The sequence below is a fragment of the Burkholderia sp. LMU1-1-1.1 genome (assembly GCF_040675865.1).
In the GTDB taxonomy this organism is placed as follows: Bacteria; Pseudomonadota; Gammaproteobacteria; order Burkholderiales; family Burkholderiaceae_D; genus Rugamonas.
In genome coordinates, this window is record NZ_JBEGHG010000034.1 from 267,601 (window position 1) to 284,425 (window position 16,825).

A 16,825-nucleotide genomic window follows, 5' to 3' on the forward strand; every position below is an offset into this window, starting at 1 on the left:
ACCCCACTTTCACTTACTTGAGGAACAACCATGCAAAACCAGTTCAAGCGGCGGCCGATCGCCTGCGCTATCTCCCTGTTGATGTGTCTGGGCGGCGCCTTGCCGCCGGCGCAGGCGCAAAGCGCGCCGGCGCAGAACCAGGCGCAGCAGTTCAACATCGCCGCCGGCCCGCTGGGTCCCGCCCTGCGCCACTTCGCCATGACGGCGGGCATCCCACTGACCTTCACCGCCGACCAGACCGGCGATAAGCACACCGCGGGACTGCGCGGCATCTTCATCCAACAGGACGGCTTCGCCGAATTGCTGAAGGGCACCGGGCTGGAAGCGGTGCGCATGGACAATGGCGGTTACGTGCTGCGCGCGGCCGGGCCGCAGGCCGCCAGGGAAACCGCGCTGCCCACGGTGACCGTCAGCTCGACCCGCCCCATGACCACCGAGGGCACCGGCTCCTACACGACCGCCGCCACCAACACCGCGACCCGGCTGGAACTGTCGCCACGCGAAACGCCGCAATCCGTCAGCGTCCTGACGCGGCAGCAAATCGAGGACCAAGGCCTGGTCACGCTGGACGACGCGGTCCAGAGCATCACCGGCCTGGTGATGCAAAAGGGCTACTACGCGGGCAACTCCGGCAGTTTCAGCGCGCGCGGCTTCCCGATCACCAATATGATGCTTGACGGCGTGCCGACCAGCATGGGCGCCAACGGCACCTTCAACGCGGACAACGCCGACCTGGTGATCTACGACCGGGTGGAGGTGGTACGCGGCGCCAACGGCCTGACCAGCGGCAGCGGCAATCCCTCGGCCGCCATCAATCTGGTGCGCAAGCGTCCGACCGCCGAACGCCAGGTATCGCTGACGGCCAGCGCGGGCCGCTGGAACGACTATCAGCTGCAACTCGACGCGGCCAACGCGCTCAACGAGGCCAAGACCCTGCGCGGCCGCGCCGTGGTCAGCGTTCAGGACAAGGACATGTTCTACGACGTCGCGCACGACCGCACCGAACAACTGTATGGCATCCTGGAGGCCGACCTCGCCCGCGATACCACGCTGACCGTCGGCGCCCACTACCGCAAGCTCGAACACACCGGCGGCTACCAGGATTTTCCAACCCGCGACGACGGATCGTCCCTGAACCTGCCACGCACGGCGAATCTCGGCAACGCCTATGATTTCTGGGACCAGACCGACAAGACCGTGTTCGCCGACGTCGATCACCGCTTCGGCAAAGGCTGGAAAGCCCGCGTCTCAGTGATCCGGAAGTGGCAGGATGTCGACACCATGTTCTCCGGCTTCGGCGGCGCCGAGGGCTCGACCACGCAGAACACCCAGGCCTACAAGCTGGATAACCAACAGAGCAGTTTCGACGCGACGGTCGGCGGTCCGTTCTCGCTGCTGGGGCGCGGGCACGAGGTGTCCGTCGGCCTGAGCCACCGGAAGGCCCAGAACGACAACTTCGGGGACTGGGGCGCGCGCGCGACGCCTCTGGCGGTCGACCCGTTCAACTGGAATCACCACGCCGCCACGCGCCCCACCGCCAACTACCAGCGCTGGCGCACGCAAAGCACGGTGCGCGAGAGCGGCCTGTATGGATCGGCGCGCTTTAGCATCACCGATCCGCTGTCGGTCATCGTCGGCGCGCGCTCGAGCTGGTACGAATTCACCAACGACGGCAACCATACCGGCTACAAGGTCGCGCGCGAGATCACGCCGTACGCCGGCGTGGTCTACGACCTGGACGCGCGCCACTCGCTGTACGCCAGCTGGACCGAGATCTTCCAGCCGCAAAGCGCGGTGGACATCAACGGCGACCTGCTCAAGCCCGTCACCGGCACCAACTACGAGGCAGGCATCAAGGGCGAATATTTCGACGGCCAGCTCAACGCCAGCCTGGCGGTGTTCCAGGTCAGCCAGGAGAACCGCGCGATGACCGATCTCGGCGGCCCCTCGCCCTGCCCCGGCACCGCCTCGACCTGGTGCTCGCGCGCGGCGGGGGAAGTGGAAAGCAAGGGCATCGAGATGGAGGTCGGCGGCGAGCTGTCGCCGGGCTGGCAGGCGACGGCCGGCTACACCTACGTCGCCGCCAAATACGTCAGCGACTCCGATGCCTCCAACATAGGCAAATTGTTCGACGCGGATTTGCCGCGCCATCAATTCAAGGTGTCGACCAGCTACCACCTGCCGGGGGATTTGAACCGCTGGCGTGTCGGCGGCTCGCTGTCGGCGCAGAACGCGGTCTACTCGTCCGACAATCCGAACATCCGCCAGGGCGGCTACACGGTCGTCGGGCTGCACGCAGCCTACCAGTTCGACGACCATCTCAGCCTGCGCCTGAACGTGAACAACGCCTTCGACAAGACGTACCACCAGATCGGCTGGACCGCCGGCGGCAACAGTTATGGCACGCCGCGCAGCGCGACCGTGACCTTGAACTACAAGCTGTAGGGTCGGAACCGCTTGCCCCGTCAAGGTCGCCAATATAGAATGCGGGCGCGGTTTTTGACGAGGTCCATGCCAGCCTGTCAAGAGTGATAAAAAGATAAAACAAGGACAGGGTGGGATGGATGAGCGATTTTGAATTGAAACCGGCGGCGCTGCCGACCTTGGCGCAGCGCCTGTCGCTGCGCGCGCTGAACCTGGTGGGCTGGCGCGTACTTTACCGCCCGCTGCCGGGCCCGCGCGGCATCATGCTCATCTACCCGCACACGTCGAACTGGGACTTTCCCATCGGCCTGCTGTGCAAATGGGCGCTGAACCTGCCGTTCCGCTGGCTGGCCAAGGACTCGCTGTTCAAATCACCGCTGGGCAAATGGTTCCGCGCGATGGGCGGCGAGCCGGTCGAACGCGGCACGCCGAGCGGCACCATCAAAACGCAGGCGGCGCGCATGAACGCGGCCGACTGGTACTGGGTCGGCATCACGCCGGAGGGCACGCGCGCCTATCGTCCCTACTGGAAGAGCGGCTTCTATCACCTGGCGCTGGAGGCCAAGGTGCCGCTGGTGCTGGTGTATTTCGACTACCCGAGCAAGACGCTCGGCTTGGTGGACCACGTGTTCCTGACCGGCAACCAGGAGACCGACCTTGCCGCCATCCGCGCCGGTTTCGCGGGCCATCAGGGTCTGTATCCGGAAAACGCGGCGCCGATCGTGCTGTCAGAGCGCCGCGCCGAGCCGCGCGAATAATCGCAACCGTCGTTTAAACCGTCGCCGCCAGCATCACGCCGGTGGCGGCGATCGCCGCGCCGGATACCTTCACCGCCAGCGCGGGGCTGATGCGGCCCAGCATCCTGCCGCTGTAGACCAGCACCGTACTGGCCAACAGCAGGCCGAAGGCGCTGGCCGCCGCCGGCAATTCGTGGCCGTGCGCGTTGCCGTGCAGGACCGCGAACACGCCCACCATCGTCACGCCCACCGCCGCCGGCAGGCGCGCCGCCACCGCGATCAGCACACCCATCGTCGCCACCGTCAACGCGATGCCGGTTTCCAGGCCGGGGATCGTCAGGCCGGCCACGCCGGTCAGCACGCCGACCAGCACCATGCCGATGAAGGTCGCCGGCAGCCATTTGGCGTTCGGCTGGCGCACGCTCCAAATGCCCACGGCAAGCATCGCCAGCAAGTGATCCAGGCCAGTGAAGGGATGGGCGAAGCCGCTGAGGAAGTCGTGCGCGTGGGCGCCGCCGGCTTGAGGGTGGGCGGCGGCGGCGGTGCTGGCCAGTGCCAGAATGAGTGCAAGCGCGGATTTTTTGGACATGTGATCTCCTGTTTAAGTATGCGTTTCGAAGATACACGTAGGGCGGATTAGCGCAGCGTAATCCGCCGTGCATGTGCTGCCGGCGGCTCATACATGGCGGATTACGGCGTGCCGCCTAATCCGCCCTACGTGTCTCTGTGGTTATGCTGTTTTCCCGTTTCCCGTTTCCTGGTTATGCGGCGTGCGGGGTCTGTCCCAAAAGTCCCTGCTCGCGGATGAAATCGATGACGGCGGCGACGCCGTCGCCGCTGCGAAGATTGGTGAAGATGAACGGACGCGCGCCGCGCTGCTGCTTGGCGTCGCGCGCCATCACGTCCAGATCCGCGCCCACATGCGGCGCCAGGTCGGTCTTGTTGATGATCAGCAGATCGGAGCGCGTGATGCCGGGACCACCCTTGCGCGGAATCTTCTCGCCACCAGCAACGTCGATCACGTAGATCGTCAAATCCGACAACTCCGGGCTAAAGGTGGCCGCCAGATTATCGCCGCCGGATTCGACCAGTATCAGATCCAGATTCGGAAAATCCGCCTGCATGCGGGCGATCGCCTCCAGATTGATCGAGGCATCCTCGCGGATCGCCGTGTGCGGGCAACCGCCGGTCTCCACGCCCATCAGACGCTCGGCCGGCAGCGCGTCGGCGCGCAGCAGGATCTCCATGTCTTCCTTGGTGTAGATGTCATTGGTGATGACAGCCATGTCGAACTGGTCGCGCATGCCCTTGCAGAGCATTTCGCACAAAGCGGTTTTTCCGGAACCGACCGGACCACCGATGCCGACGCGTAAAGGATTGGAAGTATTCATATGTTTTATATTGTTTATCTGGTTATGATCTATAAAGACGGCTGTACTGGACCTCGTGCCGCATCGACAGCAGCGACAATCCCGGCGCCCAGTTGCACATATCGTCATCGGAAACGGTTTGCGCGTGACGTGCCGCAGCTTCGATATCCTCGCGGAGCGACAGCAGCATCCGCTGGCCGGCCACCTGCCCTAGCGGCACGGACTTGACGCATACCAGCACCTGGTTCTCTGCCCACGCGAACAGCATCGCCAACAGCGCGGCGTCGTGCGGAATCTCCAGCGCCGCCACCGCGCAGGCGAAGGCCGTCGGCAGCGCCACTTCCGGCTCGCCTTGCAGCTGCGCCAGCATCGCGGCGTCGACGATACCCAGCTCGGCCACCAGCTTGGTCAGCGAATATCCCATCTGGATCGTCTCGGCGCGGAATTCGGCGCTGTCGCGCGAGGCGATGAAACGCTCGCTCCACTCGGCCACCGCCGCCCAGTCGCGGCGCGACCAGGCCCGCATCAGCCGCCAGGCGACCGGCGCCTCCCACTGCGCCACCACCTCGTGCAGGTGGCGCAGTATCCATGCGCGCGCCTGCTCGGCGTTGGTGACCATGCCATTTTCCAGCGCGGCCTCCAGCCCCTGCGAATAGCTGTACGCGCCGATCGGCAGGGCCGGACTGGCGAATTGCAGCAGATTCAATAATGCGGATGCTTGCATCAGAATAAGCTCACCGTTGGCTCACTTCGGATCGCTGGGACGGTGGATCTTCTGGCGCAGCGGGATCGGCGCCAGCGGATGGTGGCCGCCGTCGTCGTGGTGCGCGTGACCGCCGCCGTAGGCGCCCGATTCCGGCTCGAAGGCGGCCTGTTCCTCCTCTACTTTGGCGCCCAGGCCGGCCAGCATTTCCTTGAGCACGGCGTCAGCGCGAATGCGCAGGAAGCCGTCGCCGACCTGCGCCTGCGTGTGGCGGTTACCGAGATGGAAGGCGCAGCGCAGCAAGGTATGGGCGTCGGCGCAGGTGACCTTGTAGGTCGGCTCCGGCGCGGCCACCACCTTGACCACGCGCTTGTCCTCGCCGGTCAGCAGGTCGCCGTCGCGCAGTACGGTGCCGCGCACGGTGAAGACGGCGACGTCCTCGCCGGTGTCCAGCGTGGCGCGCAGGCGGCATTTCTCGCGCAGTTCGTAAGGCAGCACCAGCTGCGCGGCGATATCGGCCGCCGCGTGGTCGGCCGCTGAAAGTTTGGTATGAAGTGTCAGCATAAGTATTTAAAACAGGAAGTAACGCTGCGCCATCGGCAGCACGGAGGCCGCTTCGCAGACCAGCAGCTCGCCGTCGGCGCGCACTTCGTAGGTTTCGGGATCGACTTCCATCTTCGGCGTGGCGCCGTTGTGGATCATATGGCTCTTGCGCAGCGCGCGCATGTCCTTGGCGACGATGAGGGTTTTGTTCAGTTTGAGCTTGTCGCCGATGCCTTCGTCGAACGCCGCCTGCGAGACGAAGGTGAACGATTTTTTCAGCCCGCCGCCGAAGGCGCCGAACATCATCCGGTAATGCACCGGCTGCGGCGTCGGGATCGACGCGTTCGGGTCGCCCATCTGCGCGGCGGCGATCATGCCGCCCTTGAGTATCGTCGAGGGCTTGACGCCGAAGAAGGCCGGCTTCCACAGCACCAGGTCGGCGATCTTGCCCACTTCCACCGAGCCCACCGCGTGCGCGATGCCGTGCGTGATGGCCGGGTTGATGGTGTACTTGGCGACGTAGCGCTTGACGCGGAAGTTGTCGTTGCGCGAGGAGTCCGGCGCCAGCGGTCCGCGCTGCACCTTCATCTTGTGCGCCGTTTGCCAGGTACGCATGATGACCTCGCCGACCCGGCCCATGGCCTGCGAGTCGGACGACATCATCGAGATGGCGCCGATGTCGTGCAGGATGTCCTCGGCGGCGATGGTCTCGCGGCGGATGCGCGACTCGGCGAAGGCCACGTCCTCGGCGATCGCCGCGTCCAGGTGGTGGCAGACCATCAGCATGTCGAGGTGCTCGTCGAGCGTGTTGACGGTGAACGGGCGGGTTGGATTGGTCGACGACGGCAGCACATTGCTCTCGCCGACGGCGGCGATGATGTCCGGCGCATGGCCGCCGCCCGCCCCTTCCGTGTGGAAGGTGTGGATGGTGCGGTCCTTGAAGGCTGCCAGGGTATCGGCCAGATAACCGCCCTCGTTGAGCGTGTCGCTGTGGATCGCCACCTGCACATCCATCTTGTCGGCCACGCTCAGGCAGTTGTCGATGGCGGCCGGCGTGCTGCCCCAGTCCTCGTGCAGTTTGAGGCCGATGGCGCCGGCGCGCACCTGCTCCTCCAGCGGCGCCGGCAGGCTGACGTTGCCCTTGCCGAGGAAGCCCAGGTTCATCGGAAAGGCGTCGGCCGCGCCCAGCATCGAATGCAGGTGCCACGGTCCCGGCGTGCAGGTGGTGGCCGACGTGCCGGCCGACGGCCCGGTGCCGCCGCCGATCATCGTCGTCACGCCGCTCATCAAGGCTTCCTCGATCTGCTGCGGGCAGATGAAGTGGATGTGGGTGTCGACCCCGCCGGCGGTGACGATCATGCCTTCGCCGGCGATGATCTCGGTGGCGCCGGCGATGGCCATCGTCACGCCGGACTGGATGTCCGGGTTGCCGGCCCTGCCGATGGCGGCGATCATGCCGTCTTTCAGGCCGATGTCGGCCTTGACGATACCCCAGTGGTCGATGATGATCGCGTTGGTGATGACCGTGTCCATCACCATCGGATCGGAGCGCACGCGCTGCGACTGGCCCATGCCGTCGCGGATCACTTTGCCGCCGCCAAATTTGACTTCTTCGCCGTAGATGGCGTAATCGTGCTCGATTTCGATAAACAGTTCGGTGTCTGCCAGACGGACGCGGTCCCCTTTGGTGGGACCGAACATCTCCGAGTAGGCGCGGCGCGAGATTGTAGCCATGTTAGCCTTTTGTTATTAGCTTTTCGGTGGGTTGGTATCCAGCTTGCCCATCACTTTTCCATTGAAGCCGTAGACCTTCTGGTCCCCGCCCAGCTTCACCAGTTCGACGGTGCGCTGTTGTCCCGGCTCGAAGCGCACGGCGGTGCCGGCGGCGATGTTCAGGCGCCGCCCGTAAGCCTTCCAGCGTTCGAACTTGAGCTCCGTGTTCACCTCGAAGAAGTGGAAGTGCGAGCCGACCTGCACCGGCCGGTCGCCCTGGTTGGTCACCACGACGCTCTCGGTTTCGCGGCCCTCATTGAGGCCGATCTCGCCCTCCGTGAGCAGATATTCACCGGGTATCATAGTGAGCTCCTTGAAAAAGGTGTCTTGGGGTAGTTCGGGTTGGAACGTAAATGGGTATTCATGATGCGATTCAGGGTATCGGGTTGTGCACGGTGACCAGTTTGCTGCCGTCGGGGAAAGTGGCTTCCACCTGGATGTCCGGGATCATCTCCGGTATCCCTTCCATGACCTGGTCGCGCGTCAATATCTGCGTGCCGTCGGCCATCAGCTGGGCCACCGACTTGCCGTCGCGCGCGCCCTCCATGATGGCGCAGGTGATCAGCGCGATCGCCTCCGGATAATTCAGTTTCAGGCCGCGCGCGAGGCGGCGCTCGGCCACGATGCCGGCGGTGAAGATCAGCAGTTTGTCTTTTTCTCTTGGGGTCAGATCCATGTTCGGGGTTCCAGTATCAGGTTTGCCAGATGCGCGGCGTGACGGCCTCGCGTTCCAGCAGATGCGGGCGCACGCGGCGCCACACGGTGAGCATGAGGCGGCGCGCGGTTTCGCTGTCATCGCCCAGATGGCGCGCCACCAGCACGCCCTTGGTGTGGGTGATGCCGAAGGCGTGTTCGCCATCGGCGGCGATGTCGGCGCGGATCTGGGACAGCAACTCGGTCAGCACGGCGGCCGGCAGCGCTTTGCCGGCGGCGATCAGGGTGGCGCAGACGGTGTGGCCGTTCAACGCCAGCGGACTGCCCAGACGACCGCCGACCATCGCGCCCTGCTCCCACCAGATCAATTTGCCGTCGCGACGGATGCTGCTGCGCTGCGTGACGGTGCCGGTGTTGAATACCTCGCCGGAGCCGCGACGGCCCATGCAGAGGATCTCGCAGCCGATGAAGGTGGCGCCGACGGCCAGTTCCACGTGCTGCTCCAGCACCACGTTAGCGGTATCAAAAAAGATGGTTTCCTGTGGCAGCCATTCGAGGGCGGCGCTTTCGTTCAAGTGCAGGTGGACGACCTGGCGCGAGACCTTGCCATTGGCCTTGTACCATTTGGCGGCGCCCGGCGTGGTGATGAAGGCGTGGGCGCGGTCGCCGACGCCGATATCGATCGCCAGCTGGTCGCCGCCGACCACGCCGCCCGGCGGATGGACCACGATGGCGTGGCACACCTTGCCGTCTTCGGGGTACAGGGCCTTCTGCACGCGCAGGGGACCGAAGTGGATATTGTTGAACAGCCGCGTGGTGCCGGCATCGTCCGCGAATCCGAGCGTGAGACTGGCCTGCCAGGCTGCATGGGCGGCGCTGGCGACGAGGTCGGACGATGCGGTGCAATCAGGCATAACTTAGTGGTTTTATAAATAATGTCTGTACTATGCAAGCCGTGTGCCAGCAGAAAATCCGACCCGGGCAGCGCGAGGCAAGGTTATTGCACCAAATTGAGTCGCAGGCACCAAAATAGTGCGTTTTGGCGCGTGAATATTATTGACTCACCCTCAACTATGCTTTGCTCGCCGAGGTCTTTGTGCGCGACGCCTCCCCCGCCATACTGAATGCATCCAATTTCAACAGGAGCACGACATGAAGGTATTCGTCACAGGCGCGGCAGGGTTTATCGGCGGTTCGATCGCTGCGGGGCTGGTCAAGGCCGGCCACCATGTCACCGGGCTGGTTCGCAAACCAGAGCAAATCGAGGAACTCAAGAAGATCGGCGTGACCGGGGTGGTCGGCACGCTCGACGACCGCGATTTGCTGATCACGCAGGCGCGGTCGGCGGACGCCGTCATCAACGCGGCCAGCAGCGACAATCGCGCAGCCGTGGAAGCCATCATCGACGGGCTTTCCGGCTCGGGCAAGGTGTTCCTGCACACCAGCGGCTCGAGCATCGTCGGCGACGCCTCGGGTGGACTGGGCACCGACCGCATTTATTACGAGGACCAACTGCCGGAACCGACGCCGGACAAGGCGGCCCGCGTCGCCATCGACAACCTGGTGCTGGCCGCCGCCGGCAAGGGCGTGCGTTCGGCGGTGCTGTGCAATACACTGATCTACGGCCACGGCGCGCTGCCGCGCGATAGCGTGCAGTTGCCACGCCTGCTCAAACAGGCGCGCAAGAGCGGCACCGTGCGCCATGTGGGGCCGGGGTTGAACATTTGGTCCAATGTACATATCGACGATGTGGTCGATCTGTATTTGCTGGCCCTGGAGAAGACCGAAGCTGGCGCGTTTTATTTCGTCGAAAGCGGCGAAGCATCGTTCCGCGATATGACGGCGGCGATGGCGCGCGCGCTCGATATGGGCGAGGCGCAGGATTGGCCGCTGGAGCAGGCCAAAGAGGAGTGGGGGTATGAGATGGCGTCGTACGGGCTGGGGTCCAACAGTCGCGTGCGGGGCAAGCGCGGGCGCGAGCAGTTGGGGTGGAAGCCGCACCGGCCGTCGGTGCTCGAGTGGATCGGCGGGGATATGTTGGGTCGTCCGGCTGGCGCCTGACTCCGCAAGGGCCGCTGGCGGATCTATGGCGGATTACGGCGTTCCGCCTAATCCGCCCTACGTGAATCAACGAGGTATACACGTAGGGCGGATTAGCGAAGCGTAATCCGCCATCTACGAGCCGTCGCCGGCCTTAATCCAGATTCGGATAAGGGCTCTTGCCACCCTCCTTGATGAACAAATCGATACGCGCCTCCAGCACCGGCAGCGGCACCGAACCCAGTTGCAGCACCGTGTCGTGGAAGGCGCGGATATCGAACTTCGATCCCAGCGCCGCCTCGGCCTTCTTGCGCGCGTTGATGATGCTCATCTCGCCCAGATAATACGACAGCGCCTGCCCCGGCCACGAGATATACCGGTCGACCTCCGTCTCGATCTCGTGCTCCGACAGCGCCGTATTGGCCTTCAAATAATCCTGCGCCTGCTTACGCGTCCAGCCCTTGCTGTGGATACCGGTATCGACCACCAACCGCGAAGCCCTCCACGCCTGGTAACTGAGCATGCCGAACACCTCGTACGGCGTCTCATACATCCCCATCTCGACACCCAGCCGCTCGCTGTACAGCGCCCAGCCTTCGCCATAAGCCGAAATATAAGCGTTGCGGAACGCCGGACGGCCCTTCTGCTCCATCGCCACCGGCATCTGGAAAGCGTGTCCCGGCGCCGATTCGTGCAGCGTCAGCGCCGGCATGCTGTACAACGCGCGCGACGGCAGGTTGTAGGTATTGACCAGATAAACACCCGGACCACCGCGCCCCGACGTGTAGAACGGCGCCTGGTCGTCCGGCACCGGAATCACGGCGAAGCGGCGGCGCGGCAGATAGCCGAAGTACTGGCCAACCTTGGCGTCGAACTTCTTCGCCACCCACGCGGAGCGCATCAGCAACTCCTCCGGCGTCTTGGCGTAGAAGCGCGAATCGGTGCGCAGGAACTGCAGGAAGGCCGGCAGGTCGCCATCGAAGCCGGTCTGCTTGATCACGTCCAGCATCTCGGCGCGGATCTTGGCCATTTCGCTGACGCCGATCTGGTGGATCTCGTCGGCGCTCATCGTGGTGGTGGTGAATTCGACGATCTTCGACTGGTAGTAGGCCTTGCCGTCGGGCAGATTCTCCGCCGCCAGGTCCTCGCGCGATTTCGGCACATACTCCTCGCGCATGAACTTGAGCAGATTGCGGTACGAAGGCAGCACGTAGGTCTCGATCGCCTTGACGCCCTCCGCCCGCAGTTCTTCCTGCCGCGCCGCCGGGATGGTGGTCGGCATGCTCTTGAACGGCATGTAGAACACCGTGTCCTGCGGCGTCTTGGCCTCGGTCACCGAAGTGATGGAGCTATCGCGGCCGATCAGCGTGACCTTCGGCGGCGTGAAGCCGCGCGCCATCCCGGCCCGCATGTTGACGATCTGGTCGTTGAAGTAGCGCGGCACGTCCGACATCTGCTTGATGTAGTCCTGGTATTCCTTTTCCTTGGTCAGCGTGTTGCGCGCGGCGGACGCCATGTTGGACCAGAAGGCCGTGTCGGCGTTGAGCGGCTTTTCATACTCGCGGAATTTCTGCGCGTCGATCAGGGCCGCGATCTGCGCCTTGTAGACCTGGTAGTTGATCACCTCCTCGGCCGACAGCTTGTCCTGCTTGATGCCGTCGAGCTTTTTCATCACGTCCTGCCAGTAGGCCAGGCGCTTTTGCTGGGTGGCCGGGTCGATGCGCGGCAGCGTCGTCGTTCCGCCCTTCTCGTCGTCCTCGCCCTCCTCCATCTTCTGGCCCAGGCGCCACGTCCACTCTTGCGTGTAGATGGTTTTGAACTGGGCGTCGGCGGGACCGGCTTTGGCGGCCGGCGCCGGGGCAGTGGTGGCCGCGGCTACGTTGAGGGATAAAACCATGCATGCGCCAGCGATGACGGCGCCAAACTTCTTTTCCATAGAACTCCAGTGGTGGAAGGGTTGATTACATGTCCAACAAATTGCGTCGTTCGCGCAGCAGCGCGGTGAAGGCCTCGCCGTTGAGCGGAGGACTGAAATAATACCCCTGCATCTCGTCACATCCGCGCTCGGTCAGGAAGCGCACCTGCTCGCGCGTCTCCACTCCCTCGGCGATCACCCGCATGTTCAGGTTGTGCGCCAGCGAGATCACCGACAGCGCGATCGCCGCGTCGTTGGCGCTGGTGGTGACGTCGTCGACGAACGATTTGTCGATCTTGAGCACGTCGATCGGGAAGCGTTTCAGGTAACTGAGGCTGGAATAGCCGGTGCCGAAGTCGTCGAGCGAGATGCTGACGCCGATGTCCTTGAGCTTGCGCAGCGCCGCCACCGCCTTGTTCGGATCGCCCATCACGGTGCCCTCGGTGATTTCCAGGCCCAGGCAGGCCGGCGCGATCCCGTATTTGCGCAAGGTGCTTTCCACGTACGGCACGGTGGCGTCGTTGGCGAACTGACCGGCCGACAGGTTGACCGCCACCTTGATGTCGCCCAGCCCCTGGTCCTGCCACACCTTGATCTGCTCGCACACGCTTTCGAGCACCCACTCGCCGATCGAATTGACCAGGCCATATTCCTCGGCCAGCGGAATGAAGCGGTTCGGCGGCACCCGGCCCAGCACCGCGTTGTTCCAGCGCAGCAGCGCCTCGGCGCCGGCCATCACGCCGCTTTTCAGGCACATCTGCGGCTGGTAGTGGACCTCGAACTCGTTGCGGGCGATGGCGCCGCGCAGCTGGCTCTGGATCGCCAGCTTGTCGCGGATCTCGGCGTCCATGCGCTCGGTGAAGAAGGCGTAGTTGTCGCGGCCGATCTCCTTGGCCCGGAACAGCGCCGTGTCGGCGTTGCGCACCAGTTCATCGAAGCTGTCGCCATCGGTCAGGCTGACGGCGATGCCGATACTGGAAGTGACGGTGATCTGCTGGCCGTCGATCACCAGCTCCTTGCGCAGCCCGGCCAGGATCTTCTGCGCCATCGGCATCGTGGCGCTCAACTGGGCGTCGTCGGCGACGATGATCTGGAACTCGTCGCCGCCCTGGCGGGTGACGGTGTCGCCCTCGCGCACGCAATCGGTCAGGAAGCGCGAGATCACCTGCAGCGCCTTGTCGCCGACATCGTGGCCATAGGAGTCGTTGATGCTCTTGAAGCGGTCCATGTCCAGGCACATGACGGCCACGCAGCCGCCCTCGCGGCGCGCCGTGCCCAGGGTCTGCTCGAAGCGCTGGCGCGCCAGCAGGCGGTTGGGCAGCCCGGTGAGCGCGTCGTGGTTGGACAGAAAGTCGATCAGGTGCTGCTCGGCCTTGCGCTCGGTGATGTCCATGAACACGGCCACGTGGTTGACCACCTGGCCGGTGTCGTCGCGCACCACCGAGGCGCTCAGCAGGCCGGGATAGACGTCGCCGTTCTTGCGGCGCGCCATGATCTCGCCCGACCACAGGCCGGTGCTCGTCACCGACTGCAGCATCTGGTCGAAGGCGGCGGCGTCCTGCCCGCCGGCGTGCAGCATGACGACGTTCTTGCCGATCACCTCCTGCGCCTCGTAGCCTGAGATTTGCGTGAAGGCGGGGTTGGTGGCGACGATGCGCGCCTCGCGGTCGGTGACGACGATGGCGTCCTGGGTGGCCTCGAACACCTGGCTCGCCAGGCGCAGGAACTCCTCGTTGGCGCGGCGCTGCTCGACCTCCTTGGCCAGTTCCTCGGTGCGCTCGGCCACGCGCTGCTCGAGCAGCGACCGTTCGACCGCCAGCGCGTGCTGGGCGCGGCTCAGGCGCACATGGGCGTCGGTGCGGGCCAGGATCTCCTCGGCCTGGAACGGCTTGGCGATGAAATCGACGGCGCCCAGCGCGAAGCCACGCACTTTGTCGTCGGTGTCGTGCTGCGCCGACAGGAAAATCACCGGCACGTTGCACAGCTCCGGCGACTCCTTCAGGCGGCGGCACACCTCGAAGCCGTCGATGCCGGGCATGCGGATGTCGAGCAGGATCAGCTCCGGGGGACGCGACTGGGCGGTCCACAGCGCCAGCTCGCCGTTGGGGGCCTGGCGCACGTAATAGCCGGCCTCCGTCAGCAGGTCGCTAAGCAGCTTGAGCGAGGCCGGCGTGTCCTCCACGATCAGCACTTCGCCCTTGGTGTGTTGTTCCGATAAATCCCGGTGCATGTAAAACTCTCTCGCCTTGTTTCGCCGCCGCTGTCCGCCAAAAGATACCGGCGATCGTAATGTCACGAACCGCCCCGAATACATGTACTATTAATATTACTAATATATCTACTAACTACTATCATATACCTGTCGGGCTCATGCCTCCAGTTCGCTACCGGCCTGGTCGAGCAAAGCGCACAGCTGCGGGTACTGGTGCAACCGCACCATGTGCTCGATGCGCCGGACCACGCCGGCCAATTGCGCCGGCAAGGGATGCAGCAGCAGCGCCACGCGCGCCAAGTTGAGCTCCTGCAGCGCCACCTTGAGCTGGCCGCGCAGCGCCGGATCGAGCCGCGCCAGATCGGCGCCCGACAAGGGCGCATTGGCATCGGCGTCGTCGTCGGCGACCAGCACGCGGCGCCCGCGCTGCGGCGCCTCCAGCGCCGGGGTGTCCTCGTCCGCCCGCTCGTCGGCCACCGGCACCTTGATCGTGAACTGGAAGGTGGCGCCGTCGCCGCGCACCGATTGCACCGACAACACGCCGCCCATCAGCTGGACGAACTCGCGCGAGATGGCCAGCCCCAGGCCGGTGCCCTCCTTCGCGCCGGGGCCGTCGGCCTGGACGAAGGGCTCGAAAATGCGGGTCTGGTCGATCGGCGAGATGCCCGGACCGTCGTCGATCACCGCGAACGTCAGCTCGCACTCGCAGGTTCCGTCGACCTTGCGCATGGCGCCGCGCACCCGCAACGTCACCTTGCCCTGGCCGGTGAACTTGACCGCGTTCGACATCAGGTTGAGCAGCACCTGGCGCAGCTTGGTGCCGTCCACCCGCGCCCCGGCCGGCACGCCGGCGCTATCGAGTTCGAGCTCGACGCCGGTCTGGCCGGCGCGCATGCTGACCATGTCCATCACTTCCTGCAGGATCTCGTCGATGCTCATGATCTCCGTCTGCAGCACCGCGCGCCCGGCCTCGATCTTGGACAGCTCCAGGATATCGTTAATCAGGGTGAGCAAATGCTCGCCGGAGCGGTGGATGATCGCCAGGTTGCGTTTTTCCTCGGGCAGCATGTTCTTCGAATCGGCCATCAAGCGCGAAAAACCGATCACGGAATTGAGCGGCGTGCGCAGCTCGTGGCTCATATTGGCCAGGAAGATGCTCTTGGCCTGGTTGGCCGCCTGCGCCTGGCGCACCGCCACCGACAGCGCGTTGGTGCGCTCGGCCACCAGCTCCTCCAGGTGGATGCGGTGCCGGCGCAGTTCCTGCTCGGCCACTTTCTGCCCGGTGATGTCGTAGTTGACGCCCACTACGCGCGCCGGATGGCCGTCGGCGTCGCGGAAGATCATCGCCTCGCCCTTCATGTAGTGCAGCGAGCCGTCCGGCCAGACCACGCGGAATTCGACGTCGAAGTCGCCGCGTCCGCTCAGCGCGCGGTCCAGCAGCGCGCGCACCGGGATGGCGTCGTCGGGATGCATGCGCGCGATCCAGTCGTCCATGGAGCCGGCCGCGCCGGCCGGGGTGGCGTCGTCCATGCCGTACAGGCGGTGCATCTGCTCGTCCCACACCAATTCGTCGCTGACGATGTTCCAGTCCCAGATGCCGATGGCCGCCGCGCTGCTGGCGATCTGCAGCCGCTCCTCGCTGGCGTGCATGGCCACGTAGCGGCTGTCCATCAGGCGCACCATGTCGCGGATCGAGGAATTGAGGGTTTTCAGTTCGCCGAAAAACCAGTCGCGCGGCGGCAAGGCGTTGGGATTCTGGCCCGCCTTGACGTTGGCGGCGTAGCGTTCGATGGTGGTGATGGGTTTGAAAATCAGCTGCGACAGCAGCAGATAGAGGCTGAAGACGAGGGTCACGTCGAGCACGAAGATCATGCCGATGATGGTGTAGAGCCGCTGGCGCAGCTGCTCGAGCAGCAGCACCGGCGAGGCATACACGGTGATGGTGCCGATATTGCGGCCGGCGGCGACGATCGGGCGCCGCTCCGACAGCAGCTCCGGGTTGTCCGGCTCGCGCGCCACCTCGACCAGATGTCCGGCGTTGTCGCGGGTGAGGATGAAGGGGCGGCTGCCGGCGGCCGGCACCACCGCGCTGGCGTACAGATCGCGGTTGCTCAAACCGCTGCGCATGATGGTGGTGATCTGGGTTTCGTCGAAATTCCACGCCGGCAGCGCCACGGCCGACGACAGCTCGTCGGCGCTGTTGGACAGCGTCTGGCGCAGCTGCTCCCAACGATGCGCCCTCTCGACATGGTAGAAATACAGCGCGAAGGTGGTCAATACCAAGGTCACCACGGCGGTCAGCGTGACGCTGACGAACATGGCGATGGAGATTCTGCCTGCGCGGCGGGCAAGTCGGTACAGCATCGGCAACCAGTCGATAGTTAGTCGGTGGGGCTCCCATGGCGAGGCCGAGAACCCAGGAGTTAAATCATAGTTTCAAACCCACCGGAAGTC

The 16,825-nt window shown here is 64.7% G+C and carries 14 protein-coding genes; 3 read left to right on the forward strand and 11 right to left on the reverse strand.

The window, feature by feature from the left end:
• Positions 1-30: 30 nt before the first annotated feature.
• Entirely contained in the window at positions 31-2,445 is a 2,415-nt protein-coding gene (locus tag MRBLMU1_RS22600) for a TonB-dependent siderophore receptor (protein ID WP_363506081.1), read from the forward strand.
• A gap of 119 nt (positions 2,446-2,564) precedes the next feature.
• Positions 2,565-3,182: a 1-acyl-sn-glycerol-3-phosphate acyltransferase gene (locus MRBLMU1_RS22605; protein ID WP_363506084.1), complete on the forward strand. Its 618-nt coding sequence runs from the start codon at positions 2,565-2,567 to the stop codon at positions 3,180-3,182.
• A gap of 13 nt (positions 3,183-3,195) precedes the next feature.
• On the opposite strand, the gene MRBLMU1_RS22610 is transcribed toward MRBLMU1_RS22605, so the two are convergent.
• The 8 genes from MRBLMU1_RS22610 to MRBLMU1_RS22645 all read right to left on the reverse strand — a co-directional run bounded on the left by MRBLMU1_RS22610 (position 3,196) and on the right by MRBLMU1_RS22645 (position 9,118).
• Positions 3,196-3,750: a HupE/UreJ family protein gene (locus MRBLMU1_RS22610; RefSeq protein WP_363506087.1), complete on the reverse strand. Its 555-nt coding sequence runs from the start codon at positions 3,748-3,750 to the stop codon at positions 3,196-3,198.
• 172 nt (positions 3,751-3,922) lie between these two features.
• A complete protein-coding gene (gene ureG, locus MRBLMU1_RS22615; RefSeq protein WP_315212623.1) occupies positions 3,923-4,552 on the reverse strand; it encodes an urease accessory protein UreG in 630 nt (209 codons plus the stop codon).
• Positions 4,553-4,574: 22 nt separating this feature from the next.
• Positions 4,575-5,255: an urease accessory protein UreF gene (locus tag MRBLMU1_RS22620; RefSeq protein ID WP_363506091.1), complete on the reverse strand. Its 681-nt coding sequence runs from the start codon at positions 5,253-5,255 to the stop codon at positions 4,575-4,577.
• A 21-nt stretch (positions 5,256-5,276) separates the two neighbouring features.
• Complete coding sequence (ureE, locus tag MRBLMU1_RS22625) at positions 5,277-5,798, reverse strand: urease accessory protein UreE (RefSeq protein ID WP_363506094.1); 522 nt, start codon at positions 5,796-5,798, stop codon at positions 5,277-5,279.
• A 6-nt stretch (positions 5,799-5,804) separates the two neighbouring features.
• Positions 5,805-7,511 (reverse strand): urease subunit alpha, encoded by a 1,707-nt coding sequence (gene ureC, locus MRBLMU1_RS22630; protein ID WP_363506097.1) that lies wholly within the window; start codon positions 7,509-7,511, stop codon positions 5,805-5,807.
• A 15-nt stretch (positions 7,512-7,526) separates the two neighbouring features.
• Complete coding sequence (locus tag MRBLMU1_RS22635) at positions 7,527-7,853, reverse strand: urease subunit beta (RefSeq protein WP_315212619.1); 327 nt, start codon at positions 7,851-7,853, stop codon at positions 7,527-7,529.
• Positions 7,854-7,923: 70 nt separating this feature from the next.
• On the reverse strand, positions 7,924-8,226 hold the full coding sequence (locus MRBLMU1_RS22640) for an urease subunit gamma (protein WP_209718341.1): 303 nt from the start codon (positions 8,224-8,226) through the stop codon (positions 7,924-7,926).
• Positions 8,227-8,242: 16 nt separating this feature from the next.
• Positions 8,243-9,118 carry an urease accessory protein UreD gene (locus MRBLMU1_RS22645; protein ID WP_363506102.1) on the reverse strand — a complete coding sequence of 292 codons (876 nt, stop codon included), beginning with the start codon at positions 9,116-9,118 and terminating at the stop codon, positions 8,243-8,245.
• Positions 9,119-9,356: 238 nt separating this feature from the next.
• Here MRBLMU1_RS22645 and MRBLMU1_RS22650 point away from each other — a divergent pair, with 238 nt between their 5' ends.
• Entirely contained in the window at positions 9,357-10,265 is a 909-nt protein-coding gene (locus MRBLMU1_RS22650) for an NAD-dependent epimerase/dehydratase family protein (RefSeq protein ID WP_363506105.1), read from the forward strand.
• A gap of 133 nt (positions 10,266-10,398) precedes the next feature.
• On the opposite strand, the gene MRBLMU1_RS22655 is transcribed toward MRBLMU1_RS22650, so the two are convergent.
• The 3 genes from MRBLMU1_RS22655 to MRBLMU1_RS22665 all read right to left on the reverse strand — a co-directional run bounded on the left by MRBLMU1_RS22655 (position 10,399) and on the right by MRBLMU1_RS22665 (position 16,735).
• Positions 10,399-12,180 (reverse strand): DUF885 domain-containing protein, encoded by a 1,782-nt coding sequence (locus MRBLMU1_RS22655; RefSeq protein ID WP_363506108.1) that lies wholly within the window; start codon positions 12,178-12,180, stop codon positions 10,399-10,401.
• 25 nt (positions 12,181-12,205) lie between these two features.
• Complete coding sequence (locus tag MRBLMU1_RS22660) at positions 12,206-14,389, reverse strand: EAL domain-containing response regulator (RefSeq protein WP_363506111.1); 2,184 nt, start codon at positions 14,387-14,389, stop codon at positions 12,206-12,208.
• Between the two features lie 138 nt (positions 14,390-14,527).
• Positions 14,528-16,735 (reverse strand): sensor histidine kinase, encoded by a 2,208-nt coding sequence (locus tag MRBLMU1_RS22665; RefSeq protein WP_363506114.1) that lies wholly within the window; start codon positions 16,733-16,735, stop codon positions 14,528-14,530.
• Positions 16,736-16,825: the final 90 nt, after the last annotated feature.